Below are 25,676 nucleotides of genomic sequence, written 5' to 3' on the forward strand. Positions count from 1 at the left end.
ATTTCGCTAGCTGTCCGTCGACTTGCCACCCGATCGGGGGGCCCCGATCGTGGCCCCGGCCCGAACCCCTCCGTCCTTGCCCCCGTTCGGCACCTCGAACGACTCCAGCGCCTCCAGGACGTCCTGCACCCGCGAGATCTCGGCGTTGATGTCCTCGCGCCGGCGCACCAGGACCTCCAGCTCGCGCTTGCCCTCCTCGACCGTGCGCCGCGCCTCGCGGATCGCCTCGGCCTTCAGCTCCTCGGCCTCGCGCACCAGCGTCGCCTTCTTCTGCTCGGCCTCCTTGAGCAGCCCCTCCGCCTTCTTCACCGCGGCGATCCGGACCTTGCCCGCCTCGGAGTTCGCCTCCGACACCAGCTCCTTCGCCTTGGCCTGCGCCTTGGTGAGCTGCTCCTCGGACGCCTTGATGAGCGCGTCGCAGCGGTCGCCGGTCGACTTCATCGTCTCGGCGGCCTCCCGGCGGGCCCGCTCGTGCAGCGCCTCGATCTCCGCCGTGATGCGGTCGCGCAGCTCCTCCGCCCGCTCCCTTATGGCCGTCGCGTCCCGGCGCGCGCCGACGAGCAGCTCGTCCGCGTCCGTACGGGACTTCTCCACCCGGGCGTTGCCCTCGACCGTCGCCTCGGACACCAGGCGCTCGGCCTCCTTGCGGGCCGCGCCGACCATCGTGTCCGCCTGCGCCTCGGCGTCCGCCGTGGTCTGGAGCGCCTGCTCCTGCGCCTCGGTGAGCAGCTTGTCGACCTCGGACGTGGTCTCCGTGATCAGGGTGTCGACCTGCTCGGCCGCCTCGGAACGCCGCTTGTTGGCCTCCTTGCGGGCCTCGTCCAGCGTCGAGTCGGCCTCGTCGCGGGCGACGCTCAGCATGCGGTCGGCCTCCGCCGCCGCCTGCGACCTGACCCGCTCCGCCTCGATCCGGATGCGCTCGGCGTGCCGCTGCGCGGACCCGACCGTCTCGGCGGCCTCGGCGCGCAGCCGCTCCGCGTCCCCGGTGGCGTCCTGGATCAGCTTCTCGGCCTTGGCGACCGACTCGGCACGGACCCGCTCGGCCTCCGCGATGGTGTCCGACTGGAGCCGCTCCGCCTCGGCGAGGGTCTCCGTCTGGAGCCGCTCGGCCTCGTTGCGGGCCTCGGTGATCAGGGTGTCGGCCTGCGTCGCCGCGTCCGAACGGATGCGGTTGGCGTCGTCCCGGGCCTCGGCCCGGCTGCGCGAGGCGTCCTGCTCGGCCTGGGCGATGGCGTCCGACGCCTCGGTGCGCACCCGCTGGGCGTGCGCGGTCGCCTCGGAGCGCAGCCGCTCCGCCTCCGCGGCGGCCTCGGCGAGGGTGCGCTCGGCGAGCGTACGGGCGGCGTCCGTCTCGTCCGCCGCCTCGCGGCGCAGCCGGCCCGCGTCCTCGGAGGCCCGCTCGCGCTCGGCGTAGGCGTCGGCGCGGACCCGGTCCGCCTCCTCCTCGGCCTCCCGGCGGGTACGGTCCGCCGCGTGCTCGGCGGCACTGCGCAGCCCGGTGATCTCCTCCTGGGCCTGCTCGTGCAGCCCGGACACGGAGTCCCGCACCTGCTGGGCGTGCTGTTCGGCGGCGGAGACCATCTCGGTGGCGCGCCGGTCGGCCTCCTCGACCAGCCGGACCGCCTCGGCCTGCGCCTCCTCCACGCGGTTGCGCGCCGAGGCGAGCAGTTCCTCGCTCTGCTCGCGGGCCCGCTCGCGCTCCTGGTCGGCCTCCTGGCGGGCGGAGCCGAGGAGTTCCTCGGCCTCGCGGCGCCGGCGGACGGCCTCCTCCTGGGCGGCGGCCAGCGTCTCGGACGCCTCGGTGGCCAGCCGCTCCGCGGCGGCCGTCGCCTCCGCGCGCACCCGGTCGGCGGTGTCCTGCGCCTCCGACTTCAGCCGCTCGGCCTCCGCGGCCGCGTCCGAACGCAGCCGTACGGCGACGGCCTCGCCCTCCGCGCGGGACGCGGACGCGTCGGCGGCGGCCTCGGTACGCAGCCGGTCCGCCTCCTCGGCGGCCTGCTGCTGGAGCGTACGGATCCGCTCGGCGGCCTCCGTGCGCAGCCGCTCGGCCTCCTCGGACGCCTCGCGGCGGATCCGGGCGGCCTCCTCGCGGGCCTCCGTGAGCGCCTGCTCGGCGGAGGCGAGCCGGGTCTCCGCCTCGGTGTGCAGCCGGGTCAGCTCGTCGGCCGCCTCGGCCCGCCGGGCCTCGATGCCGCGCTCGGTCTCCTCGCGCAGCTCCAGCGCGGCCCGCTCGGCGTCCGCCTTGATGCCCTCGGCCTGCTCCACCGCCTCGTCGCGGTGGCGCTCGGCCTCCTTGCGGGTGCGGTCGAGGGTGTCCTCGGCCTGCCGGCGCAGCGTGGTGGCGCGCTCGATGGCCTCGGTACGGACCTTCTCGCTGTCCGTGGTGGCCTTCTGGCGCAGCTCGTCCGCGTCGGCCTTCGCCTTGGACAGCAGCTCCTCGGCGGTCCTGGCCGCCTCCTCGATCTGCTGGACGGCCTCCTTGCGGGCCTCCGCGCGGATCTTCTCGCCCTCGCCGACCGCGTCGGCCCGGAGCTGCTCGGCCTCGCCGCGCAGCCGGCGGGCCTCCTCCTGGAGCTCGACCGTCTTGGCCCGGTACTCCTTGGTGTCGTCCTTCGCCGAGCCCTTGAGCTGCTCGGCGATGTCGTGCGCCTCGGCGCGCAGCCGGTCGGCCTCGGTCTCCGCCTCGCGGCGGATCCGCTCGGCCTCCTCGGCGGCGGCCCGGGTGGTGCGCTGCGCGTCCTCCTGCGCCTTGATGAGGACGTCCTCGGCGGTCTTCGCCGCCTTCGAGAGCTGGGTGGCGCTCTCCTCGGCGGTGAGCGTACGGGCCTTCTCCGCGGCCTCCGCGACGATCTTCTCGGCCTCGGCGCGGGCGTCGGCGACGACCTGCTCGGCGTCCGCCTTGGTGGTCTCGGCCTCCTTGGTGGCCTCGCTGACCAGCCGGGCGACCTGCTCCTTCGCCGTCCGGATGCGCTGTTCCTTGGCCGACTCGGCGCTGGTGAGCGCCTTCTCGGCGGCGGCCTTGGCCTCGGCGACCAGCTTCTCGGCCTCGGACTGCGCCTTGCGCAGCGCCTCCTCCGCCTCGGCCATCCGGGACTCGGCGGCCCGGCTCAGCTCACCGGCCTGCCGACGGGCCGCGTCCGACTCGTTCGCCGTCGAGCTGCGCATCGCCTCCGCGTGGTCGGTGGCCTCCTGCGCCTGCGAGGACGCGGCGTTCAGCAGCCGCTCGGCGTCGGTACGGGCGCGCAGCAGCAACTGCTCGGTCTCGGCGCGGGCCGCCTCGGAGTCGGCCTGGAGCCGCTGACGGGCCTCCGCCGCGACCCGCTCGGCCTCCGCGCGGGCGGCGGCCAGGGCCTGCTCGGCCTCGGCGCGCGACTCCTCCAGGAGGCGGCGGGCCTGGGTCTCGGAGCGGGCGCGGAGCTGCTCGGCCCACGCCACGTTCTCGTTGACGTGCGACTCGACGGTCTGACGGCGCTCCGCCAGCTCCTGGTCGAGCTGCTGGCGGCGGGTGACCGCCTCCTGGTGCAGCTCTGCCTGGAGCCGGGCCGCCTGCTCGGCGTGCTCCTGGAGGATGCGCTGGGTCTGCGCCCGCGCCTGGCTCAGCTCCCGCTCCGCGTCCTGCCGGAGCTGGTCGGCCTGCATCTGCGCGTTCCGCAGCAACTGCTCGGCCTGGTACCCGAGGTCGCCGCCGTCGAAGGCGGGCCGGGACATGATGGTGCGGCGCGCCTCGTGCAACTTGGCGCGCAGCACCTCGACCTGGTAGCCGAGGTCCTCGGCATGCTGGATCGCCTTTTCCCGCTCGGTCTTCAGCCGTTTCATCTCGGCTTCGAACCGAGTCAGGTGGTCGACGTCAGCCGCCGGCTCCCGCTCCTGGCTCTCGTAGCCCCGCACTGCGCGAGTCCCATCCGTCCCTGGTCGCATGCTTCCCGAACGAGCCCCCGTCCATCCGCCGAACGGGGTCCCCGGGGAATGGTGTCAGATCAACGGCGGAGCACGGGCTGCTGCCCCGACGCTCGCCCCCCGAAACCCGGACCCCGGCCAGATCCCGCCGGGCAAGGCAGCAGGACCGGTCGCCCTGGCTGCGCGGCGACCGCCCCCAACCCTACCGGCCCATATGTACGAGGGTCAGTGCTCAGGTGACTCAACCGGCGCCGATGTGACCAGTTCCGTCAGTACACCGTGACAATCCTTGGGGTGCAGGAAGGTGATTCGTGACCCCATGGAGCCGCGTCGCGGCTCTTCGTACAGCACCCGTACGCCCTTGTCCCGGATGTCCGCCGACTCCGCGTCGACATCCGCCGTACCGAAAGCGATGTGATGGACACCCTCTCCGTTCTTGTCGAGCCACTTGGCGACGGTGGAGTCCGGACGGGTGGGCTCCAGCAACTGGAGGTACGAGGCACCGCCGTCGGACGTATCGTTGATCTTGAGCATGGCCTCGCGCACGCCCTGTTCCTCGTTGACCTCGGAGTGGAACACCTCGAAGCCGTACGTGGAGCGGTAGAACTCGACGGTCGCGTCGAGGTCGTGGCAGGCGATCCCGATGTGGTCGATTCGCGTCAGCATGCTGTTAGTGGAGCGCTCCTCGGGTGGTTACGCAACGTGCGCGCGATCACACCGAAGGGCCGGTGACGGGTTGCGGTACCGCTCAGTACATTCGAAGTAAACCCTCGTTCACTCCTCGGCTGTGCAGGCCGGTAAGGGGATCACAGCTCATGTCTTCTGGAACGAACACCTCGGTGATCGTCGCGGGTGCCCGGACGCCCATGGGGCGGTTGCTGGGCTCGCTGAAGTCCTTCTCGGGAGCCGACCTCGGCGGCTTCGCGATCAAGGCCGCCCTCGACCGTGCGGGGATCGGCGGCGACCAGGTGCAGTACGTGATCATGGGCCAGGTGCTCCAGGCCGGCGCGGGCCAGATCCCGGCCCGGCAGGCCGCGGTCAAGGCCGGCATCCCGATGAACGTCCCGGCGCTCACGATCAACAAGGTGTGTCTGTCCGGCCTCGACGCCATCGCGCTCGCCGACCAGCTCATCCGCGCGGGTGAGTTCGACATCGTGGTGGCCGGCGGCCAGGAGTCCATGACCAACGCCCCGCACCTGCTGCCCAAGTCCCGTGAGGGCTACAAGTACGGCGCGGTCGAGGTGCTCGACGCGATGGCGCACGACGGCCTGACCGACGCCTTCGAGAACATCGCGATGGGCGAGTCCACCGAGAAGCACAACACCCGCCTGGGCATCGGCCGCGCCGAGCAGGACGAGATCGCGGCCCTGTCCCACCAGCGCGCCGCCGCCGCCCAGAAGAACGGCGTCTTCGAGGCCGAGATCACCCCGATCGAGATCCCGCAGCGCAAGGGCGAGCCGGTCGTCTTCAGCAAGGACGAGGGCATCCGCGGCGACACCACGGTGGACTCCCTGGGCAAGCTCCGCCCGGCGTTCACCCGGGACGGCACGATCACCGCCGGCACCTCCTCGCAGATCTCGGACGGTGCGGCGGCCGTGGTCGTGATGAGCAAGGCCAAGGCGCAGGAACTGGGCCTGGCCTGGATCGCCGAGATCGGCGCCCACGGCAATGTCGCGGGCCCGGACAACTCGCTCCAGTCCCAGCCGTCCAACGCCATCGCGCACGCCCTGCGCAAGGAGGGCCTGGAGGCCGCCGACCTCGACCTGATCGAGATCAACGAGGCGTTCGCCGCCGTCGCCGTCCAGTCCATGAAGGACCTGGGCGTCACCACGGACAAGGTGAACGTCAACGGCGGCGCGATCGCCCTGGGCCACCCGATCGGCATGTCCGGCGCCCGGCTGGTGCTGCACCTGGCGCTGGAGCTGAAGCGGCGCGGCGGCGGCGTCGGCGCGGCCGCCCTGTGCGGCGGCGGCGGCCAGGGCGACGCCCTGATCGTGCGGGTGCCCAAGGGCTGACCCGAGCTGTCCGACCCTTCCTCGAACGGAGCTGTGATGCAGGACGTCCCCTCGCTGGTCGCCCAGGCCAGGGAAGGCAGGCCGCGGGCCGTGGCCCGGCTGATCTCCCTGGTGGAGGGGGCGTCCCCGCAGCTCAGGGAGGTGATGGCGGCCCTCGCGCCGCTCACGGGCAACGCGTACGTGGTGGGCCTCACCGGCTCCCCGGGCGTCGGCAAGTCGACGTCCACCTCGGCGCTGGTGACGGCCTACCGCAAGCAGGGCCGGCGGGTCGGGGTGCTGGCCGTCGACCCGTCCTCGCCGTTCTCCGGCGGCGCCCTGCTCGGTGACCGCGTCCGGATGTCGGACCACGCGTCCGACCCCGGCGTCTACATCCGCTCCATGGCCACCCGGGGCCATCTGGGCGGTCTCGCCTGGGCCGCCCCGCAGGCCATCCGCGTCCTGGACGCGGCCGGCTGCGACGTGATCCTGGTCGAGACGGTCGGCGTCGGCCAGTCGGAGGTGGAGATCGCCTCCCAGGCCGACACCTCGGTGGTGCTGCTCGCCCCGGGCATGGGCGACGGCATCCAGGCCGCCAAGGCGGGCATCCTGGAGATCGGTGACGTCTACGTCGTCAACAAGGCCGACCGGGACGGCGCCGACGCCACCGCCCGCGAGCTGAACCACATGCTGAGCCTCGGCCAGTCCCGTGCCCCGGGCGACTGGCGGCCGCCGATCGTCAAGACGGTCGCGGCCCGCGCCGAGGGCGTGGACGAGGTCGTCGAGGCGCTGGAGAAGCACCGGGCCTGGATGGAGGAGCGCGGCGTCCTGGCCGAGCGCCGCCGGGCCCGCGCCTCCCGCGAGGTGGAGACGATCGCCGTCACCGCCCTGCGCGAACGCATCGGCGACCTGCACGGCGACCGCCGTCTCAGCTCCCTCGCGGAACGCATCGTCACCGGCGAGCTGGACCCGTACCGCGCGGCGGACGAGCTGGTGGCGGGCCTCACCGAGGGCTGACGGTTCCGGCGGCTCAGTCGTCCAGGTCCCGGGCCACGTCGCCCGTGCGGGCGTCGACGGTCCATGCGCCGGCCTTCGCGGTCTCCACGCTCCAGGCGGCCGTGCCCCCGTCGTCGTCCAGCTCGACATCGGTGACCGTGCCCTTGGCGGCCACGGCCTCGGCGGCCTCGCGGGCGTCCACCGTCGTGCCCTTCAGGGCGGCGAGGTCCTCGCGGCCGTCGTCGTCCCCGCCGTCGCGATGGGCGCCGAGGATCTCGGTGCTGTCGGGGGAGACGATGACGGTGTACTCGGTGCCGTCGGCGGTCACCACGTCCACCTCCCAGGCGCCGGCGTCCCGGCCGTCGTCCTCGCGGTCGGCGGCCACGGCGGTGCCGGGGGTGTGCGCCAGCGCGGCGGCGAGGGCCTTGGCGATGCCGGTCTGCTGAGCGGTGTCGGCCTTGTCCGCCTTGTCTGCCTTGGCGGTCGTGTCGGCCTGGGCGGCCGTCACCGTGTGGGCGGTCCGGGCCGTGCCGGTGTCCGGCTCGTCGTCCGCGAGGGCGAGCGCCGTACCGCCGGCGGCGGCGAGCGCGAGGGACGTGACGACGGCGGCGACGGCGAACGTGCGCTTCATGGGGTTCCTCCCGAGTCGGTGTCTTCTCGACGGGACCCACGCTGCCCGAACCCTCCTGAAGGCACGCTGAAGCCACCTGAAGACCGCTTCAGCTTGGATTTGGCACCCTGAACCCCATGCGCCTGCTCATCGTCGAGGACGAACGCCGCCTCGCCCTCTCCCTGGCCAGGGGACTGACCGCCGAGGGCTACGCCGTGGACGTCGTCCACGACGGCCTGGAGGGGCTGCACCGGGCGAGCGGGACGCCGTACGACCTGGTCGTCCTCGACATCATGCTGCCCGGGATGAACGGCTACCGGGTCTGCGCCGCCCTGCGCGCCGCCGGCCACGACGTGCCGATCCTGATGCTCACCGCCAAGGACGGCGAGTACGACGAGGCCGAGGGCCTGGACACGGGCGCCGACGACTATCTGACCAAGCCCTTCTCGTACGTCGTCCTCGTCGCCCGGATCAAGGCGCTGCTGCGGCGCCGCGCCCAGGGCGCCGGGGCGTCGCCCGTGCACGTCCTCGGCGAGCTGCATGTGGACACCGCCGCCCGGCGGGTGCTGCTCTCCGGCACCGAAGTGGTGCTCACCGCCAAGGAGTTCGCCGTCCTGGAGCAGCTCGTGGTGCGGGCCGGGGAGGTGGTGTCCAAGGCGGAGATCCTGGAGCACGTCTGGGACTTCGCCTACGAGGGCGACCTCAACATCGTCGAGGTGTACGTCAGCGCCCTGCGCCGCAAGCTGGGCGCCGGTCTCATCGGCACCGTGCGCGGCGCCGGGTACCGGCTGGAGCGGCCGGCGGCGGCGCGATGAGCGCCCGGTTCGGTTCGGTGCGGGCCCGGGCGACGCTCGGCGCCACCCTCGTCGTCGCCGTCGCGCTCCTCGCGGCCGGCACCGCCGTCCTGCTGGCGCTGCGCTCCAGCCTGACCGACCAGGCGGACGGCCGGGCGGAGCGCTCCGCGCGGGCGGTCGCCGCCCAGCTCGCGGTGGGGACGCCGTACGACCGGCTGTCCGCGATGGACGACGACGAGCGGCCGGTGCGGATCGTGGACACCGGCGGCCGGGCGGTCGCCTCCAGCGAGGATCTGGAGCGCATCGACGTGCCGGACCCCGACGACGACGCGGGCGACGACCTCGACCCCGGGGAGACCGACGACGAGACCCGCTATCTCGACGGCACCGCCACGGTCGACGGCGACACCGCCTCGTACCGGTTCGCCGCCGTCGCGGTGCGGGGGCCCGACGGCGGTCCCGTCACCGTGTACGCGGGCGCCCCGCTGGACGCCGAGCGCGGCGCCGTGGGCACCGCCCTCACCGCCATGCTGATCGGCTTCCCGCTGCTGCTCGCGGTCGTGGCGGGGGTGACCTGGCTGGTCACCCGGCGGGCGCTGCGGCCGGTCGAGGGCATCCGGCGGGAGATGGCCGCGATCACCGCCTCCGCCGACCTCGGGCGCCGGGTGCCCGAGCCGGACACCCATGACGAGATCGCCCGGCTGGCGCGGACCACCAACGAGACGCTGGCCGCGCTGGAGGCGTCCGTGGAGCGCCAGCGCCGGTTCGTCGCCGACGCCTCCCACGAGCTGCGCAGCCCGATCGCCTCGCTGCGCACCCAGTTGGAGGTGGGTGCCGCGCATCCCGGTCTGCTGGACGTGGCGGGCGCGGTCGAGGACACCGTACGGCTCCAGCGGCTCGCCGCCGATCTGCTGCTGCTGGCCCGGCTGGACGCGGGGGAGGGGCCGGTGCCCGGCGCCCGGGTCGACCTCGTGGCGCTGGCCCGGGAGGAGGCGGCGGGGCGGCCCGGGGTGACCGTGTCCGCCGCCGGGCCGGTGGAGGCGGGCGGCTCGCGGGGGCAGCTCGGGCGGGTGCTGGCCAACCTGCTGGACAACGCGCGGCGGCACGCCCGGAGCGGGGTCTCGGTGACCGTGCGCGCGGAGGGGCGCGGGCAGGACGCCCGGGCGGTCGTCACCGTCGACGACGACGGGGACGGGGTGCCCGCGGCGGACCGGGAGCGGATCTTCGAGCGGTTCGTGCGGCTGGACGACGCGCGGGCCCGGGACGACGGCGGCGCGGGCCTGGGGCTGGCCATCGCCCGGGACGTGGCCGTGCGGCACGGCGGCACGCTCACGGTGGGTGACGCGCCGGCAGGCGGGGCCCGGTTCGAGCTCCGCCTGCCGGTCTTCCGGGACGCGCGGGACGTCTAGGCCCTGCCGCCCCTGGGCCCCTGGGTCCTAGGGGCGTCCGCGCTGTCCGCGGAGGTGTTCCGCGATGGGCTTGAGGGACTTGTCCAGCTCGAGGAGCGCCTCGGGCGAGAGCAGGTCGATGAAGTGGCGCCGCACCGACGCCACATGGTGGGGTGCGACCTTCTGCATCGTCTCCATGCCGTGCTCCGTCAGCACCGCGTACAGACCGCGGCGGTCGGACTCGCAGTTCTCACGGCGTACCAGGTTCGCGTTCTCCATGCGGGTGATCTGGTGCGAGAGACGGCTCTTGGACTGGAGGGTGGCGGACGCGAGGTCGCTCATCCGCATACGGACGTCGTCCGACTCGGAGAGGTTCACCAGGATCTCGTAGTCGTTCATCGTGAGGCCGAACGGCTGGAGGTCTTTTTCGAGCTGGTAGGTCAACAGGCGGTTGACCTCCAGGTGGGTGCGCCAGGCGCACTGCTCCGCGTCGTTCAGCCAGCGAGTGGCCGTTTCGGTCTCCATGAATGAAGTCTACCTAAAATGTTGAAATGCGTACTAGCGAAGGTCGTGTGACGGTGGGCAGGCGTTCGATGTCACACTCCGCAGACTACCGCTCACAGCCCGAAGCGACGCTGGAGGTCTCCGAGCTGTCCGGGAAGGCGCGGTCCCGCCGACTGCCCGCCGTGCCCGCCGGCCATCCCGCCGCCGGGCACCCCCGGCTGGTGCGGAACGACCCCCGCCGCCTGCTCGGCCATGAGCGTCTCGGACGACTGGAGCAGCACCGTCCCGGCGCCGACGAACTCGAACTGATGCTCCTCGCCGGAGGCCCCGCCCAGCCCCGTCAGTGCACGTAGACCGCCCATGACGCCGGTCATGTACCCATGGTCGTAGTGATGGCAGGGGGAGGGGCAGTCGGCCCAGCCGACGAGCGCCTGCGGGTCCACCCGGATCGGAGGTTCCATGAACACCACCGGACCGTTAGACGCGGCGACGAACTTTCCGGTTCCGATCAGCGTGAGGAATCCCGGGACGATGGATTGCTTCAACGCGAGACTTGGCTGAAAAGCGAGCAGATTGCCGGAGCGAATGGTCAGGTTGCCGTCGTCCAGATCGTAGGAATTCACGTCGAAGGCCCGGTCGGCGAGGAGCATCTTGCCCGAGCCCTCCGCCACGACCCAGTCGCTCGCGTGCAGTGGCGAATGGAACGACGTACGCACCAGACGGTCCAGCCGGCCGTGTCCGACGCCGTTGAAGTCGATCGAGCCGTAGTAGGCGATCATCTTCCCCTTCTGGAGGAACCACTGGCTCCCCTTCAGCTCCACACAGAAGGTGTACGCGTTCACGTTGTCGTCGACCGGGAGGGTCAGGGGGTCGTGCACGATGGGGCCCGCGCCGGGGTAGCCGCTCACAGTTTCTCCTCCGACGCCTGGACGAACACCACACCATGACCGCTCAGTTCGAGCTGGAACGCCTCACCGGAGCCGCGCCCCACCATGTCCCGCCAGCCCAGCGCGGTCGACAGCTTGTTGCGGACGTCTCCCTGGTGGGCGACGTACGCCTGCGGGTCGACGTGCACCGGGCGCTGCGGGGTGATCGGGATCTCGAAGACACCGCCGTGCGCCATGACGGCGACCGCGCCGTGCCCCTTGAGGGTCGTGGTGAACAGGCCCTGGCCGCTGACCTGGCCGCGGACCATGCCCATCACCCCGCCCTGCGAGCCCAGGAACATGGTGCCCTGCTGGAGCGTGCCCTCGAAGGCCAGCAGCCGGTCCGCCTCGACGTACAGGGTGTCGCCGGTGAGCCGGATCACGTGCACATGGTGGCCGCCGTGCCCGAACAGGACCGTGCCGCTGCCCTCGACGCTCATCAGGGGGGTGTCCTCGTTGGCCAGGCGGCGCCCGATCATGGACATCACCCCGCCCTGACCGCCCTGCATGTTCGGGGTGAAGGACACCTCGCCGCGGTACGCCAGCATGGCGCCGCGCTGACTGAACAGCCGCTGCCCGGGAACCACCGTGGCTTCGAGCATCTTGGAGTTGATCTCTCGGAAGGCCATGTCAGACGTCCCCCGCGATCGTGTTGCGCTCGCTCGGCTGGACGTACACCAAGCCGTCCCCCTCGAACCGGATCTGGAACGCCTCGCCGCCGCCCTCGCCCAGGAACGTGCGGAACGTCACCCCCGACTGGAAGGACTGCCGCACCGCGCCCTGGTGCGCGATGTACGCGCCGGGGTCGACGGTCAGCGGGTACTGCGGGCTGACCCGCAGCACCACGGCCGGGCCGTCGGACATGATCGCCGCCTGGCCGTGCCCCTCGACGGTCGTCGTGAACAGGCCGTTGCCCTGGGTCGCCCCGCGCAGGCCGGTGAAGCTCGTGCCGGTGCGCAGCCCCGACTCCGTCGCGAGGAGGTTGCTGGACTCGACGTACAGCGTGTCGCCCTGGAGGCGGACGAGGTTGATCTCGGACGCGCGGTCGGCGAACCAGCACGTGCCCTGCCCTGTCACCTCCATCACCGTCATCTGCTCGCCGGTGAGCCGCCGGGTGACCATCCCCCGGATGCCCTCACCGCCGCCACTGAGCTTCTTGAAGGTCATCTGACCGTCGTACGCGACCATCGAGCCGTTCTTCGCCTTCACGGCGTCCCCGGTCATGTCGACGGCCAGCACCTTGCTGCCTTGCAGTCGGAACATCGCCACGCGACGAAAGGTAGCCCTCGCGGGGGTGGATGGAACAGGGCCCACGGGTGGATACCGACCCCGACCGGACCCTGAGGGCGGTCTCGGGGTGGCCGTTTGCTTCAATGGGGCGAGCGCTTGTGCGTGCGTTCACAAGTCGCCGCGCCGATGACGCCCGACTTGTCCGATCCTCGCTGACCCCCGCCGACCCCCCGAAGGTGACCCGTGGACCTGAAGACCGCCTCCGCCCTCCGCCGCCTCCGCCTGGTCTCCGCCCCCGAGGCGGTGTCCTTCCTGCTGCTGCTCGTCTGCTCGGTGCTGAAGCGGACCACGGAGTTCAACGCGGTACCCGTCATGGGCATGATCCACGGCGTGCTGTTCGTCCTCTACGTGGTCCTCTGGGCGTTCGCCTGGTACCGCGCGAAGTGGTCGCTGGGGACGTCGGCCCTCTACCTCCTGTTCTCCGTCCTCCCGGCCGGCGGCTTCTTCGCCGACCGCCGGCTGCGCCGTGAGGCCGAGGACGCGGTCATCGCCTCCCGCGCCCGCAGGACCGGGGTCGTGAACGCGTGATCGTCGCCTTCTCGGTCACCCCGCTGGGGGTCGGCGAGGACGTCGGGGAGTACGTCGCCGACGCCGTCCGGGTGGTCCGCGCGTCCGGCCTGCCGCACCGCACCGACGCCATGTTCACCTCGATCGAGGGCGAGTGGGACGAGGTCATGGACGTCGTCCGGCGCGCCGTCGCCGCCGTCGAGGCACGCGCGCCGCGGGTCTCCCTGGTCCTCAAGGCGGACATCCGCCCCGGCGTCACGGACGGGCTGACGTCGAAGGTGGAGACGGTGGAGCGGTACCTGGCGGAGTAGCCCGCCGGACCCCGCCGCCCGCCTCCGCACCGCCGCAGGTAGGCGATCCCGGTGAATCTCGGCGCCTCCCGGGCCCCCGTGCCGGTGCCCCGCGACGGGCCCGGCCGGGTGTCCGCGCCCCCACCGGCCCGGCGCGGATCCGCACACCTGTGTGCTGTCGAGTCGTCAAACCGCAAAGCCCGCACGGCACTTGGGCGTCCGCCCGGCGAAACCGCGCGGACGGTACACCCGTTTGATCAGTCCCTCAATAGGGCGACCGGGTGACGGGTTTCGCCACCCCCGCCATGGTTAATGTCTCCCCGGATCGATCACAGGCGACGGGCCTGGCGTTCAGCGGGAGGATGCGTGACTGGGTGGCGCGGGCCGGGACTTCTCGGCAGGGCGGTCACGGCGTTCGTACTGACGGCGCTGCTGTCCGTCGCCGGCGGAGGTGACTCCGGCCGGGTGCCGGGCTGCGGGCCCGCCCGGGGCGATCTCACCGTCGACGACCTGCCCGCCGGATCCTCGGTGATCCGCTGCGCCGCCGTCGGCCGGCTCCTCACCCGGGACGGCGTCGGCGTCGCCGTACCCGAACCGGGCGTCACGGTCGCCGTCGAGGCGCTGACCGTGGACGGCGCCGCCCGCGGCCTCACCGTACGGGTCGCCGCCGACGGCACGGTCTCCTACGACGACGACCACACCGCACCCGGCGACCGTGCGGCGACGGGCGCGGGCAGCCGCGCCGACTCGCCCGCGGCCTGCGACGACTCCGCGTTCACCACCGCGGACCGCAAGGAGTACAACACCTACGACTGGTTCATCGGGGACGGCCCGATGCCCGGCGGGATCTCCCGCGCCGAGGCCCGCCGCGCCTTCGAGGACGCCATCGCCACCATCACCACCAGCCGCAACGACTGCGGCTTCGCCGACACCGTCCGGGCCAAGGCGCGGTTCGTGGCCGCCACCCATCACGAGGCCGACGTCGACGCCGAGGCCCGCTGCACCACCCGCGACGGCCTGAACGTCTGGGACGCGGGCGACCTCAGCAGCGGGGTCGTCGCCACCACCTGCTCCTGGAGCAACCCGGTGCCGGGACCGCGCCCCGACCAGCTCATCGAGGCGGACGTCCGCTTCAACATCCGCCACTACCGCTTCACCAACAACCCGCACAGCGACACCTGCGACAACGCCTACGACATCCGCAGCGTCGCCACGCACGAGGCGGGCCATGTCTTCGGCCTCGGCCACGCGGGCCCCGGGCACGGCAACCTCACCATGTACGCGAACTCGTACATCTGCTCCACCAGCGCCCGCACGTTGGGCAAGGGGGACGTGCTCGGGCTGCGCCGGCTGTACTGAGCGGCTTGATGTGCGGAGGACTCAGCCGGCCGTCCCGCCCGTCGCCAGCGCCATCCCCAGCGGGGTCCGCTCGTACAGCACCTGATGGCCGTAGCGCCGCGCGACGAGCAGTCCCGCGTCCCGCAGCAGTGTCAGATGCGCGGAGACCGACGACGGCGCGAGACCGAGGCGGTGGGCGAGGGCGACGGTGCCGGCCGGTTCGTCGAGCGCGGCCAGCACCCCGGCCCGGCCGCGCCCGAGGAGCCGTACGAGCACCTCGGGGGCGGTCCGGTCCTCGGGCTCGGCCCACAGACCGGCGATGCCGCGCGCCGGGTAGACGAGCGTCGGCTGCCACGGCGGGTCCCAGGTGCTCACCACGTCCGGCCAGATGAACACGCTCGGCATCAGCACCAACCCCTGCCCGTCCAGCCGCCGTTCGTGCACGACGCGGGACTCGACGGTCAGCGTCCCGGCCCGCCAGCCGAACCGCCGGCTGATCTCCGGCAGCAGCCCGCCGAGCCCCACCTCGGCCAGCCGGCGCGAATGGAACGCCACGTCCGCCTCCAGCAGGGCCCGCAGCCGCGGCCAGTCCGGCGCCACCAGGGTGTGCCAGGTCTCCTCCAGGGCGTCCGCCAGCTCCCGGACCATGCCGGCGGGGTCCGCCAGCCACCGCCGCCCGCGCGCCGAACCGAGGGCGCCCGGGGTGTCGGCCAGCGACCGGGCGGTGTCCGTGCGCGCCGCCGCCGGATCGCTCGCCCGCACGGCGGCGATCTCCTCCTCGAAGGAGGCGGCGGGACCGACCGGGGGCGGGCACAGCCAGTCGGGGGAGTGGCCCCGCCGCGGCATCAGCAGCCACAGCCCCGCGAGGTCCAGGCCCGCCGCCACCGACGCCGCGCGCCGCAGCCAGGGCGCGTGATAGCCGTGCCGCTCGGGTCGCTTGAGCATCCGCACCACCTCCTGCGTCTCCCAGAGCGGGGACACGGCGAAACGGCAGCGCAGGAAGTCGTCCTCGCCGAAGTGCAGACGCGAGGGCACGGGGCCTCCTCCGGGGCGACGGGAGTCGGGTGCCGGCCGGAACATTCGGCCAGGGCCGAAACTATAGGCCGCGCGGCCCTCATTGAGCACGCTGCCCGACATGCCAGAGGTCACCACCCCCGCCCCGCAGGCCGCACCCCCGACCGGGTACGCGCGCGTCCTCGCCGTCCCCGAGTTCCGCGCCGTGTTCGCCGCCCACACGCTCTCCCTGCTCGGCGTGGTCGTCGCCGAGATCGCCCTCGCGGTCCTCGTCTACGACCTCACCGGCTCCCCGCTGATGAGCGCGCTCACCTTCGCCCTGGGCTTCCTGCCCTACGTCGTCGGCGGCACCCTGCTCGCGGGCGTCGCCGACCGCTTCCCGGCCCGCCGGGTACTGGTGGTCTGCGATCTGGTGTGCGCGCTGTGCGTCGTACCGATGGCCGTGCCGGGGGCGCCGCTGGCCGTGCTGCTCGCCCTGCGCTGCGCCCTGGCCGTCGTCTCCCCGGTGTTCGGCGGCACCCGGATGGCGACGCTCGCCGACATCCTCGGCGACGGCGACCTGTTCGTCCTCGGCCGTTCCCTGCTGCGGATCGTCTCGCAGAGCGCGCTGCTGGCCGGCTACGGGCTCGGCGGTCTGCTGCTCACCGTCGCCGCGCCGCGCCAGGCCCTGCTGGTGACCGTCGGCACCTTCCTGGCCTCCGCCGCGATCCTGCGCCTGGGCACCCGCCGTCGCCCCGCCCGCTCCCGCGCCGACGGCACGCTGGTCCGGGACTCGCTCAAGGGCGCCCGGCTGGTGCTGGTCGACCGGCGGGTACGGGTGCTGCTCCTGCTCACCTGGATCCCGCCGGTGTTCTCGGTCGCGCCGGAGGCCCTGGCGGCGCCGTACACCGACGAGCTGGGCGCCGGGCCGATCGCGCTCGGCCTGCTGATGTGCGCGCTGCCGGTCGGCACGATCGCGGGCGAGCTGTACGCGGGGTCCCGGCTCCGCCCCGCCGCCCGCGAGCGGATCGCCCTGCCGCTGGTCTGCCTCACCCTGCTGCCCTACCTCGGCTTCGCCCTGCGCCCCGGCCTCGCCGTCTCCCTCCTGCTGCTGGTGGTCTCCGGCGCCGGGACGGCGTACACCCTCGGGGTCGACCAGTGGTTCGTGCGGGCCGTCCCGGAGGAACTGCGCGGCCGGGCGATGACCCTGCTCACCGCCGGGCTCATGACCTTCCAGGGCGTCGGGATGGCGCTGGCGGGCGTCGCGGCGGAGCTGGCGGGCGTACGGGCGGCGGTCGCCGGGGCCGGTGCCCTCGGCACCCTGTGCTGTCTGCTGCTGGCCCGGGAGGCCCGGCGGACCGAAAGCCGAGACGGGGCTGACCAGGATATGACCGGCGGGTAGGGTCTGGTGCCGTGCCGAAGCCGCTCAGCCTTCCTTTCGACCCCATCGCCCGCGCCGACGAGCTCTGGAAGCAGCGCTGGGGCAGCGTGCCGTCCATGGCCGCGATCACCTCGATCATGCGCGCCCACCAGATCCTCCTCGCCGAGGTGGACGCGGTCGTCAAGCCGTACGGGCTGACCTTCGCCCGCTACGAGGCGCTGGTGCTGCTCACCTTCTCCAAGGAGGGCGAGCTGACCATGTCGAAGATCGGCGAACGGCTCCAGGTGCACCCCACCTCGGTGACCAACACCGTCGACCGCCTGGTCCGCTCCGGCCTGGTCGCCCGACGCCCCAACCCCAACGACGGCCGCGGCACCCTCGCCGTCATCACGGACAAGGGCCGAGAGGTCGTCGAGTCCGCCACCCGCGACCTGATGGCCATGGACTTCGGCCTCGGCGCGTACGACGCGGAGGAATGCGCAGAAATCTTCGCAATGCTGCGCCCCTTGCGGGTGGCGGCACGGGATTTCGAGGACGAGTAGAGGGCCCGCCGACGCGTCAGCCGCTCGTCCTGAGCAGCCGGTCGGCGAGCAGCAGCGCGAGGGGGCCCGCGGGCAGCAGAAAGCGGCCCTCGGCGGCCGCGGCGATCGCGTCGGGCAGGGGCCACCAGGTGAGCTTGAAGTCCCTCTCGGTGTCGTTGAGTTCCTGGGGGCCGAGCGTGAGCTCTTCGGCGAGGTAGAGGGAGATCCTCGCTTCACTGCCGAGAGTGATGGCGTAGGTGCCGAGGTGACGCCACTTCGTGGCGGTGACCCCCGCTTCCTCCCGAAGCTCACGGCGCGCACACTGCTCGGCGTCCTCGCCCGGGTCCTGCCTGCCGCCGGGAAGGAACACCTCCCCGTGCCGGGCGTCGCGCGAACTGAGTACGGCGACGCGTCCGCCCTCGTCGAGGGCGACGACGACGGACGCGTTCTGAAGGTTCGGGCTGTCGGTCATGCACTCAGTTCTGCCAGGTGTGCGGTGACGGTGTCGACCAGTTCGCCGGGAGTGCGGTCGTCCGTGTCGATGATGACCGCCGTGGGATCGTCCGCTGCCACCTTGTCGAAATTGAAGCGGAGCCGTTCGAGACGCCCGGGGACCGTGATCATGTCGTGGTCGTCCTGGTTGTAGTCCTTCTTGCCGGCCATGCGGGCGTGGAGTGTTCGGTCCGTGCACCGCAGGTAGAACGTGCGGTCGGGGGTGGGGAGATACGGGCGGAACGGGACGAGCAGATCGGCGACCTGCGCCATGTCGAGTTCGTGGACGGCGGAGTGGTACGCGAGCACCGACGAGACGAAGCGATCGGCGACGACGGGCCCGCGTTCCCCGTGGTTCCGGATGACATCGGCGGCGTGGAGGACACCGGAGAGATAGAAGGCGAACTGCGGCAGGGCACGCGTGCGCGCATTCATGACCGGTGCCCACGGCATGTAGAAGTCGGGCACGGTGTGCAGGGTTCCGGCGTCCAGGCGCTCTGTGAGAAGGCGGGCGAGGGTGGATTTCCCGATGCCGGAGATTCCTTCCAGGACGATGAACGGGCCGTTCCTCCGGGTGGGCGCGCCGGGCCTGTGGGCGCCGTGCAGGCGGCTCACAGGGTGCCCTCGGTGAAAGAGGTCAGGTGGCGGGCGACCACCGAAGCGATGTCGTGCTGTTGGGCGAGATGGGGCCGGACGTCCAGGCGCAGATCGTCGCGCAGCAGGCACGGCTGTACGCCGCCGGCGTGGTCCAGTCGCAGCGACCAGAACCCTTCGACGCACCGCGGCTTGAGAGGGCAGGTACCGCACTGTCCGACGTGATGGCGCCCCAGCTCCCGCTGGATGACGTCGATCTCCACGCCGTCGATGCGGAAGACGCGGCGGCCCTGGCCGACTCCGGCGATCTCGGTGCGCTCGTCGGTGGTGAGGGTCCGAAGGTGCTGGACAAGCCCGTCGGCCGGGACGGCCGAGTGACGGCGGGAGTCGTTGAAGTCGGTGTCCACCAGCTCGATGAACTGCACCGGGAGCCGTCGTTCCAAGGCGTAGGCCAGGATGGGCAGGATCTCGTGGGCGTTCTCGCGCTGGAGAAGAGTGTTCAGTTCCACCCGTTCGAACATCTCCCGGGCCGCGTCGATGCCGTCGAGGATCCGGCCGATGCCGAAACGCACGCCCGCGATCTCGTACAGGCTGGCGTCGGAGAAGTAGTGAAGGGAGACCTTCACCTTGTCCACGCGTGTGGTGGCCAGCCACGCCGCGTTGCGGCGGATGAGACTGCCATTCGTGATTAGCGTGTACGAACCGTCGGCGCCCGCGTCGGGCAGTCCCGTGAGGACCGGCCGGGCGAGCGGGGAGAGGAGCGGTTCACCGCCGGTGAAGTAGACGCGCTTCAGCCCCGCGGCGATCACGTCATGGAGCACCCTGAGGTAGTCGTCGGGCCTGAGCTCTCCGGGGCGCGGGCGGTCCTCGCGGTGCAGCCGGGTGCGGGGCGGCGGTACGTCTCCCTCGTTGTGGCAGAACCAGCATGCCTCGTTGCAGAGCGGGGTCAGGGACACCCGGAACTGCCCGCGCAACGCGGCGAAGTTCCGCAGTGCCGTCCAGTCGGTGGCGTGCGGAGACGAGGCCGACAGGATCGGGATGGTCATGTGCTGTCCTCCGATGGTCGTGTCGAGCTGATGGTGTTGGCCGAGCTCACGTCCGGGCTCTCAGCACGGCCCAGACGGACTTGCCGACCGGGCGCAGGGTCACGCCCCAGTCGAGGGCGAGTGCCTCCACAAGGGCCAGGCCGCGGCCGCCGGTCTCGCTCTTGCCGGGCTCGCGTTTCACCGGCCGGGCCGGGGAACGGTCGGTGACCTCGATCCGGACGGTGTCCGGAGTCGGTCGCTCCAGGGCCAGACGGCAGCGCCCGGGTTCCTTCGGGTTGTGTGCGCCGGAATGACGGATCGCGTTGGTGACCAGCTCGCACGTGACCAGCTCGACGTCCGCGACGAGCTCTGCCGGAAGACCCCAGCGCTCCACCGTGGTCCGCGCTGTCCTGCGTGCCCGGGTCGCGCTCGAAGGGAGGCAGACGAGTCCCACGTCATGGCGGGGATGTCCGCCCCCGTCGCCGCCCCCGTGGGCGTGCGGTTGCGGGACGGCGGACGCCGGTCCTCTAGAAGTCATGTTGGTCATCGCGGCCTCACGTTCGGGCGGCTGGGGATGCGGCGGCCGTCCCACGAAGGGGTGCGGGGCGGCCGCCCGGTCCAGAACGGCCCCTGGCATGGGGCGCGTTGCTGTCCTGACGACCAGTGAACGGTTACTCAGTGCTGTGGGACCATCACAGATGCGGCACCCGCATACGGATATGAGCCGTGCGGTACGGGCAGGCGTTCGGCGCCATGGGGACTCGTAACGTGGGGGTGTGCGGTGATGTGGCAGGCGACAGCGATCCGGGAGGCGTCCCGGGCCGGGGACTACGGCAAGGTCATCGAACTTGTCCGGCAGGACCGGCGCATGACTCAGGCGCAGCTCGGCGGGGCGATCGGTCTTTCGCAGTCGGCCGTCTCCCGGCTGGAGAAGCGTGGCACGCGTACGTACGGCACGGACGTCCTGGCAGCGGCGTCCGCACACCTGGGCATTCCGCCGACATTGGTGGGGCTCGCGGACAGTCGCCCACAGGGGCATGCGAACGGTGATGACGACGTGGACCGACGAAAATTTCTCGGGGGCGTCGCGGCGACAGCGGCGACACCGGTACTGGCGGCACTGCCCGACAGGGCCGGTGCGGCAGGCGGTCAGATCGCCGCGCTGCGGCTGCCGACCTCGGCGTACCGGCGACTCGACGCCTCCACGCCGTCCCGAGATCTCTCCGAGGCCGTGAAGTCGCACATGCGGCTCATCCAGAGCGTCACCGTCGCAGCGACGGGCGAAGGCGACCGCAACCGTCTCGCAGCGGTCGGCAGCGAGGCCGCGAGTCTCGCCGGGTGGCTGGCCTGGGACATGGGCGACCACGGGTCTGCGCGTGCCTGGTACGGCTCGGCCGTCAAAGCGGCACGGACGGCCGGGGATCCGCTCCTGACGGCCTATCAGGCAGGCAGCCTGGCCCAGTTCGAGGCGCACGCGGGCAACGGCGCCGAGGCTCTGAACCTGGCAAGGCGAGCCCGACGCGTGCTCGGGGACCGTCGGCCACCGGTCGCAGACGCGTGGCTGCTGTCCGTGGAAGCCCTCGCCCATGCCGCCCACGGCGACGGCCGCTCGGCCGACAGGGCGCTCGTCGCGAGCCGTACGGCGGCCGAGGCGCTGCCCGAGGACCCGCCGCCCTGGCCCTGGGTGTTCTCCTTCGGCCCGGAGAAGGTGACCGCGTGCCGGGTGACCTGTGGGGCGCGGCTCGGCCGGGCGGACTGGGTGCTGTCGGACGACGTGGAGGCCCTCACCGTCGGCCACGCGAAGCAGCGCGCTCCTGGTGCTCGACATCGCCGCCGGACACCTCGCCGGTGGACGCGTCGAATCGGCATTCGCACTCGCCCGGCGGGCACTCGACACCGGGCTGACGTACAGGTCCGGGCGCATCGTGGAGCAGGCTCGCGCGGTGCGCCGTACTCTCACGACCGGCTCGCCGCCCAGGGTGGTGCGCGACTTCGACGAGCGCCTGCACGGCGTTCATCTTTAGGAGGACAGTCATGCGGGTGGGGATCACCGGGCACCGGGGGCTCGGGGCGGACGTGGGGCGGAGTGTGCGGGAGATGATCGTGGCGGCGGTGCGTGCCTACGACGCTGCCGAGCTGGTCGGTGTTTCGTGCATCGCGGACGGCCCCGACGCATGGTTCGCCGAGGCCGTGGTGGAGCACGGTGGCCGTCTTGAGGTGGTCGTTCCGGCTGTCGGATACCGCGACGCGCTTCCCGAGTGGCACCACGCGACCTTCGACGCCCTGCTGGGGAAGGCGTCCGCCACCCATGTGACCGGTATGGACGAGTCGACGCCCGAGGCGCACATGGCCGGCTCGGAGATCCTGGTGGGCCTGGCCGACGAACTCCTGGCGGTGTGGGACGGCGAGCCCGCCCGGGGGTTCGGCGGTACGGCGGACGTGGTCGCGTACGCGGAGCGTCACGGCACCCCGGTGCGGATCCTGTGGCCGGAGGGCGCCACTCGCTGATCCGGCGCCCTCGCGGCGAACGGACCGACCCCCGGCAAGATCGCCCGGAACAGCCCGTTACGCTCGCTGCATGAAGAGAAGCGTGCTGACCCGCTACCGCGTCCTGGCCTATGTGACCGGTGTGCTGCTGGTTCTCCTGTGCCTGTGCATGATCGGCAAGTACGTCCTGGATCTGGACGGCGCGGCGGACGCGACCCGTGCCGTGTCCATCGCGCACGGCTGGCTCTACGTCGTCTACCTGGTCTTCGCCTTCGACCTCGGCTCCAAGGCGAAGTGGCCGGTCGCCAAGCAGCTCTGGGTGCTGCTCGCGGGGACGATCCCGACGGCCGCGTTCTTCGTGGAGCGGAGGATCAGCCGGGAGCTGGAGGCGGCGGGGGACGGCGTCGACGCCTCTACCGCCCCCGCCAAGGCTTAACCGCTCGGACGTGCGCCTTCACCGCTGCTCCGCGGGCGGGCGGGTGGCCGCCCGCAGTCGTACGACGCCCGCGGCGGCCAGCCCGGCTCCCACCGCCAGGAGTGCGGCACCCGTGCCCACCACGCCCGGCGCGTGGGCGATCCACCGTGAGCCGACCCGGGTCGCGGTGACCTCGGCGGGGTCCTGCCGGCCGTCGTGGTCGACGAACGTGAGCCGGGTGCGCGGGACGGGTTCCGGGTCCGGATAGCTGCCGCGCAGCGCGTCCTCCCGGGCCTGGCGCTCCTGCCCCTCGGCCGCCTCGATCTGGGCGGCGGTCATGCCGAAGCAGTGCCATACGCTGCCGCCCTTGGCGGTGTGTTTTTCGTTGCACGAGATACGGGTGAAGGTCCGTGTGTCCAGCCCCGGTGCCCCGGCCCCGACGGCGGTCACCCCGCCTCCGGCGAGCAGCATCAGGGCCCCCGCCCCGAGCAGACCCACCGTGCGTACCCCGTTCACGTTCATCCCGGCTCCCCCTCGTCCGCCGTACGGCGCCAGGCTAGGCGATGCCGGCGCACCGGTCGTGTGGCGTGTCCTTACCGCCGTACGGCTTACTCGAGGCGGTCCCCCATCGACATTTACTAGGACGTCCTAGTAAATTCGAAGCATGGACGCTGACGCCATCGAGGAGGGCCGCCGTCGCTGGCAGGCCCGGTACGACGCTTCGCGCAAGCGCGACGCGGACTTCACCACGCTCTCCGGGGACCCCGTGGAGCCGGTGTACGGGCCCCGGCCCGGGGACCGGTACGAGGGCTTCGAGCGGATCGGCTGGCCCGGTGAGTACCCCTTCACCCGCGGCCTGTACCCGACCGGCTACCGGGGGCGTACGTGGACCATCCGGCAGTTCGCCGGGTTCGGCAACGCCGAGCAGACCAACGAGCGCTACAAGATGATCCTGGCCAACGGCGGCGGCGGCCTCTCCGTCGCCTTCGACATGCCGACGCTCATGGGCCGCGACTCCGACGACCGCCGCTCCCTGGGCGAGGTCGGCCACTGCGGGGTCGCCATCGACTCGGCCGCCGACATGGAGGTCCTGTTCAAGGACATCCCGCTCGGTGACGTCACCACGTCGATGACGATCAGCGGCCCCGCCGTCCCCGCCTTCTGCATGTACCTCGTCGCCGCCGAACGCCAGGGCGTCGACCCGGGCGTCCTCAACGGCACGCTCCAGACGGACATCTTCAAGGAGTACATCGCGCAGAAGGAGTGGCTCTTCCCGCCCGAGCCCCATCTGCGCCTGATCGGCGACCTGATGGAGCACTGCGCCGTCAACATCCCCGCCTACAAGCCGCTGTCGGTCTCCGGCTACCACATCCGCGAGGCCGGGGCGACGGCCGCGCAGGAGCTGGCGTACACCCTCGCGGACGGCTTCGCTTACGTCGAACTGGGCCTCAGCCGCGGGCTCGACGTCGACGTCTTCGCGCCCGGTCTGTCCTTCTTCTTCGACGCGCACCTCGATTTCTTCGAGGAGATCGCCAAGTTCCGTGCCGCGCGCCGGATCTGGGCCCGCTGGATGCGGGACGTCTACGGCGCGAAGTCGGACAAGGCGCAGTGGCTGCGCTTCCACACCCAGACAGCCGGTGTCTCGCTGACCGCCCAGCAGCCGTACAACAACGTCGTGCGTACGGCGGTGGAGGCGCTCGCCGCGGTGCTCGGCGGCACCAACTCCCTGCACACCAACGCCCTGGACGAGACCCTCGCGCTGCCGAGCGAGCAGGCCGCCGAGATCGCGCTGCGCACCCAGCAGGTGCTGATGGAGGAGACCGGCGTCGCCAACGTGGCCGACCCGCTGGGCGGTTCGTGGTACGTCGAGCAGCTCACCGACCGGATCGAGGCCGACGCCGAGCGGATCTTCGAGCAGATCAAGGAGCGCGGACTGCGGGCGCACCCCGACGGCCGGCACCCGATCGGGCCGATCACCTCCGGCATCCTGCGCGGGATCGAGGACGGCTGGTTCACCGGTGAGATCGCCGAGTCGGCGTTCCGCTACCAGCAGTCCCTGGAGAAGGGCGAGAAGCGGGTCGTCGGCGTCAACGCCCACACCGGTTCGGTCACCGGCGACCTGGAGATCCTGCGGGTCAGCCACGAGGTGGAGCGCGAGCAGGTGCGGGTGCTCGGCGAGCGCAGGACCGCCCGGGACGACGCCCGGGTGCGGAGCGCGCTGGCCGCGATGCTGGCCGCCGCCCGGGACGGCTCGAACATGATCGGGCCGATGCTGGACGCCGTCCGCGCCGAGGCCACCCTCGGTGAGATCTGTGACGTCCTGCGGGAGGAGTGGGGGGTCTACACCGAGCCGCCCGGTTTCTAGCAAGTCCGGTTCCCTGAGAGCCGGTTGGCCTCAGGGAGCCGTCAGACCCGCCGTCAGCCCGCCGCCCTCAGCCCGCCGCCGTCAGGCCGTGGAGGAGGACCCGGGTGAAGCCCCGCACCCACTCCTCGTCGGCCGGCTCCGCGCTGACCAGGGTGCGGTGCACCACCGCGCCCGCGACGACGTCGAAGATGAGGTCGACCGTGCGGGCGGCCTCCTCGGGGTCGGTCTCCGGGGGGAGTTCGCCGCGCGTCCAGGCGCGGGCGCGGCCCTCCAGCACGAGGTCCTTCTGCGGTTCGACGATCGAGGCCCGGATGCGCGCCCGCAAAGCGTCGTCGCGGGTGGACTCGGCCACCACCGCCATCAGCCCGCTCTTGGCCTCCGGGCGGGCCAGGATCGCCGCGAACTGGAGGACGACGCCCTCGATGTCGGCGGCCAGGCTGCCCCGGTCGGGCAGCTCCAGCTCGTGGAACAGCTCCGCGACCGCGTCCACGACCAGTTCGTTCTTGCCCGCCCAGCGGCGGTAGAGCGTCGTCTTCGCCACCCCGGCGCGGGTCGCCACGTCCCCCAGGGTGAGTTTCGACCAGCCCAGCTCGACCAGCGCCGCCCGGGTCGCGGCCAGGATCGCGGTGTCCGCGGCGGCACTGCGCGGGCGGCCGGTACGGCCGAGAGGGGTGCGGGTCTGCATGCCCAAGACCATAACCGCCCTTTTGCGCCGCGCTGTCTTGCCGGGAGCCGTGAGGGAGATCACCCGGCGTCCGCCCCGCGGAGGCACCCCGTGCCATTACGCTACGACTCGTAGCGAAAGCTCGCGCTGGACGTGCGCGGGCCGCGACCGCAGGGCGTGGGGTGGGGACCCCGGCGCCCGAACGGGC

The 25,676-nt window shown here is 72.4% G+C and carries 27 protein-coding genes; 13 read left to right on the forward strand and 14 right to left on the reverse strand.

The window, feature by feature from the left end:
- Nucleotides 1-6 precede the first annotated feature (6 nt).
- A complete protein-coding gene (scy, locus tag G6W55_RS25655; protein WP_175523187.1) occupies nt 7-3,888 on the reverse strand; it encodes a polarized growth protein Scy in 3,882 nt (1,293 codons plus the stop codon).
- 234 nt (nt 3,889-4,122) lie between these two features.
- Complete coding sequence (gene mce / locus G6W55_RS25660; RefSeq protein WP_030784686.1) at nt 4,123-4,563, reverse strand: methylmalonyl-CoA epimerase; 441 nt, start codon at nt 4,561-4,563, stop codon at nt 4,123-4,125.
- A 149-nt stretch (nt 4,564-4,712) separates the two neighbouring features.
- On the opposite strand from mce, the gene G6W55_RS25665 reads away from it, so the two are divergent.
- Complete coding sequence (locus tag G6W55_RS25665; RefSeq protein ID WP_030784688.1) at nt 4,713-5,912, forward strand: acetyl-CoA C-acetyltransferase; 1,200 nt, start codon at nt 4,713-4,715, stop codon at nt 5,910-5,912.
- A gap of 36 nt (nt 5,913-5,948) precedes the next feature.
- Nucleotides 5,949-6,905 (forward strand): methylmalonyl Co-A mutase-associated GTPase MeaB, encoded by a 957-nt coding sequence (meaB, locus tag G6W55_RS25670; protein WP_175523188.1) that lies wholly within the window; start codon nt 5,949-5,951, stop codon nt 6,903-6,905.
- A 13-nt stretch (nt 6,906-6,918) separates the two neighbouring features.
- Here meaB and G6W55_RS25675 read toward each other — a convergent pair whose 3' ends face one another.
- Nucleotides 6,919-7,515 (reverse strand): PepSY domain-containing protein, encoded by a 597-nt coding sequence (locus G6W55_RS25675; RefSeq protein WP_175523189.1) that lies wholly within the window; start codon nt 7,513-7,515, stop codon nt 6,919-6,921.
- 116 nt (nt 7,516-7,631) lie between these two features.
- On the opposite strand from G6W55_RS25675, the gene G6W55_RS25680 reads away from it, so the two are divergent.
- The gene (locus G6W55_RS25680) at nt 7,632-8,309 is read left to right on the forward strand and encodes a response regulator transcription factor (protein WP_175523190.1); all 678 of its coding nucleotides are present in this window, start codon (nt 7,632-7,634) and stop codon (nt 8,307-8,309) included.
- Nucleotides 8,306-9,697: a HAMP domain-containing sensor histidine kinase gene (locus tag G6W55_RS25685; RefSeq protein WP_175523191.1), complete on the forward strand. Its 1,392-nt coding sequence runs from the start codon at nt 8,306-8,308 to the stop codon at nt 9,695-9,697. The genes G6W55_RS25680 and G6W55_RS25685 overlap by 4 nt, the downstream gene beginning before the upstream one ends.
- A gap of 27 nt (nt 9,698-9,724) precedes the next feature.
- On the opposite strand, the gene G6W55_RS25690 is transcribed toward G6W55_RS25685, so the two are convergent.
- The 4 genes from G6W55_RS25690 to G6W55_RS25705 form a co-directional block, all read right to left on the reverse strand.
- The gene (locus G6W55_RS25690) at nt 9,725-10,201 is read right to left on the reverse strand and encodes a MarR family winged helix-turn-helix transcriptional regulator (RefSeq protein ID WP_030784701.1); all 477 of its coding nucleotides are present in this window, start codon (nt 10,199-10,201) and stop codon (nt 9,725-9,727) included.
- Nucleotides 10,202-10,293: 92 nt separating this feature from the next.
- Nucleotides 10,294-11,088: an AIM24 family protein gene (locus G6W55_RS25695; protein WP_175523192.1), complete on the reverse strand. Its 795-nt coding sequence runs from the start codon at nt 11,086-11,088 to the stop codon at nt 10,294-10,296.
- A complete protein-coding gene (locus G6W55_RS25700; protein WP_175523193.1) occupies nt 11,085-11,735 on the reverse strand; it encodes an AIM24 family protein in 651 nt (216 codons plus the stop codon). Before G6W55_RS25700 ends, G6W55_RS25695 begins: the two co-directional genes overlap by 4 nt.
- A gap of 1 nt (nt 11,736) precedes the next feature.
- Nucleotides 11,737-12,369: an AIM24 family protein gene (locus G6W55_RS25705; protein WP_030784710.1), complete on the reverse strand. Its 633-nt coding sequence runs from the start codon at nt 12,367-12,369 to the stop codon at nt 11,737-11,739.
- A 210-nt stretch (nt 12,370-12,579) separates the two neighbouring features.
- Here G6W55_RS25705 and G6W55_RS25710 point away from each other — a divergent pair, with 210 nt between their 5' ends.
- From G6W55_RS25710 to G6W55_RS25720, 3 genes are all read left to right on the forward strand, one after another.
- Nucleotides 12,580-12,924 (forward strand): DUF3817 domain-containing protein, encoded by a 345-nt coding sequence (locus G6W55_RS25710; RefSeq protein WP_175523194.1) that lies wholly within the window; start codon nt 12,580-12,582, stop codon nt 12,922-12,924.
- Nucleotides 12,921-13,214 (forward strand): MTH1187 family thiamine-binding protein, encoded by a 294-nt coding sequence (locus G6W55_RS25715; RefSeq protein WP_175523195.1) that lies wholly within the window; start codon nt 12,921-12,923, stop codon nt 13,212-13,214. Before G6W55_RS25710 ends, G6W55_RS25715 begins: the two co-directional genes overlap by 4 nt.
- A 345-nt stretch (nt 13,215-13,559) precedes the next feature.
- On the forward strand, nt 13,560-14,552 hold the full coding sequence (locus G6W55_RS25720; protein WP_030784718.1) for a matrixin family metalloprotease: 993 nt from the start codon (nt 13,560-13,562) through the stop codon (nt 14,550-14,552).
- 21 nt (nt 14,553-14,573) lie between these two features.
- Here the strand turns inward: G6W55_RS25720 and G6W55_RS25725 are convergent, their stop codons facing one another.
- Nucleotides 14,574-15,566 carry a DUF5937 family protein gene (locus tag G6W55_RS25725; protein WP_175523196.1) on the reverse strand — a complete coding sequence of 331 codons (993 nt, stop codon included), beginning with the start codon at nt 15,564-15,566 and terminating at the stop codon, nt 14,574-14,576.
- 100 nt (nt 15,567-15,666) lie between these two features.
- Between G6W55_RS25725 and G6W55_RS25730 the strand changes: the two genes are divergently transcribed.
- Both G6W55_RS25730 and G6W55_RS25735 read left to right on the forward strand, forming a co-directional pair.
- Nucleotides 15,667-16,926 carry an MFS transporter gene (locus G6W55_RS25730; protein ID WP_175523197.1) on the forward strand — a complete coding sequence of 420 codons (1,260 nt, stop codon included), beginning with the start codon at nt 15,667-15,669 and terminating at the stop codon, nt 16,924-16,926.
- 11 nt (nt 16,927-16,937) lie between these two features.
- On the forward strand, nt 16,938-17,447 hold the full coding sequence (locus G6W55_RS25735; RefSeq protein WP_030784727.1) for a MarR family winged helix-turn-helix transcriptional regulator: 510 nt from the start codon (nt 16,938-16,940) through the stop codon (nt 17,445-17,447).
- Between the two features lie 16 nt (nt 17,448-17,463).
- Here the strand turns inward: G6W55_RS25735 and G6W55_RS25740 are convergent, their stop codons facing one another.
- Genes G6W55_RS25740 through G6W55_RS39620 form a run of 4 tightly spaced genes read right to left on the reverse strand, consistent with a single transcriptional unit; the run spans nt 17,464 to nt 20,174 of the window.
- Nucleotides 17,464-17,898 carry an NUDIX hydrolase gene (locus tag G6W55_RS25740; RefSeq protein WP_175523198.1) on the reverse strand — a complete coding sequence of 145 codons (435 nt, stop codon included), beginning with the start codon at nt 17,896-17,898 and terminating at the stop codon, nt 17,464-17,466.
- Entirely contained in the window at nt 17,895-18,533 is a 639-nt protein-coding gene (locus G6W55_RS25745) for a thymidylate kinase (protein ID WP_175523199.1), read from the reverse strand. Before G6W55_RS25745 ends, G6W55_RS25740 begins: the two co-directional genes overlap by 4 nt.
- Nucleotides 18,530-19,558, reverse strand: coding sequence for a radical SAM protein (locus G6W55_RS25750; RefSeq protein ID WP_175523200.1), 1,029 nt, complete (start codon nt 19,556-19,558; stop codon nt 18,530-18,532). The genes G6W55_RS25745 and G6W55_RS25750 overlap by 4 nt, the downstream gene beginning before the upstream one ends.
- A gap of 46 nt (nt 19,559-19,604) precedes the next feature.
- On the reverse strand, nt 19,605-20,174 hold the full coding sequence (locus tag G6W55_RS39620; RefSeq protein ID WP_375372471.1) for an ATP-binding protein: 570 nt from the start codon (nt 20,172-20,174) through the stop codon (nt 19,605-19,607).
- Between the two features lie 147 nt (nt 20,175-20,321).
- Between G6W55_RS39620 and G6W55_RS25760 the strand changes: the two genes are divergently transcribed.
- From G6W55_RS25760 to G6W55_RS25770, 3 genes are all read left to right on the forward strand, one after another.
- On the forward strand, nt 20,322-21,638 hold the full coding sequence (locus tag G6W55_RS25760) for a helix-turn-helix transcriptional regulator (RefSeq protein WP_254876445.1): 1,317 nt from the start codon (nt 20,322-20,324) through the stop codon (nt 21,636-21,638).
- The gene (locus tag G6W55_RS25765) at nt 21,572-22,045 is read left to right on the forward strand and encodes a hypothetical protein (RefSeq protein WP_175523202.1); all 474 of its coding nucleotides are present in this window, start codon (nt 21,572-21,574) and stop codon (nt 22,043-22,045) included. The genes G6W55_RS25760 and G6W55_RS25765 overlap by 67 nt, the downstream gene beginning before the upstream one ends.
- 70 nt (nt 22,046-22,115) lie before the next feature.
- Nucleotides 22,116-22,460 carry a DUF3817 domain-containing protein gene (locus tag G6W55_RS25770; protein ID WP_175523203.1) on the forward strand — a complete coding sequence of 115 codons (345 nt, stop codon included), beginning with the start codon at nt 22,116-22,118 and terminating at the stop codon, nt 22,458-22,460.
- 18 nt (nt 22,461-22,478) lie between these two features.
- Here G6W55_RS25770 and G6W55_RS25775 read toward each other — a convergent pair whose 3' ends face one another.
- On the reverse strand, nt 22,479-22,961 hold the full coding sequence (locus tag G6W55_RS25775; RefSeq protein ID WP_175523204.1) for a hypothetical protein: 483 nt from the start codon (nt 22,959-22,961) through the stop codon (nt 22,479-22,481).
- A 142-nt stretch (nt 22,962-23,103) separates the two neighbouring features.
- On the opposite strand from G6W55_RS25775, the gene G6W55_RS25780 reads away from it, so the two are divergent.
- On the forward strand, nt 23,104-24,804 hold the full coding sequence (locus G6W55_RS25780; RefSeq protein WP_175523205.1) for a methylmalonyl-CoA mutase: 1,701 nt from the start codon (nt 23,104-23,106) through the stop codon (nt 24,802-24,804).
- A gap of 67 nt (nt 24,805-24,871) precedes the next feature.
- Here G6W55_RS25780 and G6W55_RS25785 read toward each other — a convergent pair whose 3' ends face one another.
- Nucleotides 24,872-25,489 (reverse strand): TetR/AcrR family transcriptional regulator, encoded by a 618-nt coding sequence (locus G6W55_RS25785; RefSeq protein WP_175523206.1) that lies wholly within the window; start codon nt 25,487-25,489, stop codon nt 24,872-24,874.
- Nucleotides 25,490-25,676 lie beyond the last annotated feature (187 nt).

It is taken from the genome of Streptomyces sp. CAI-85, assembly GCF_013363615.1.
GTDB lineage: Bacteria > Actinomycetota > Actinomycetes > Streptomycetales > Streptomycetaceae > Streptomyces > Streptomyces antibioticus_B.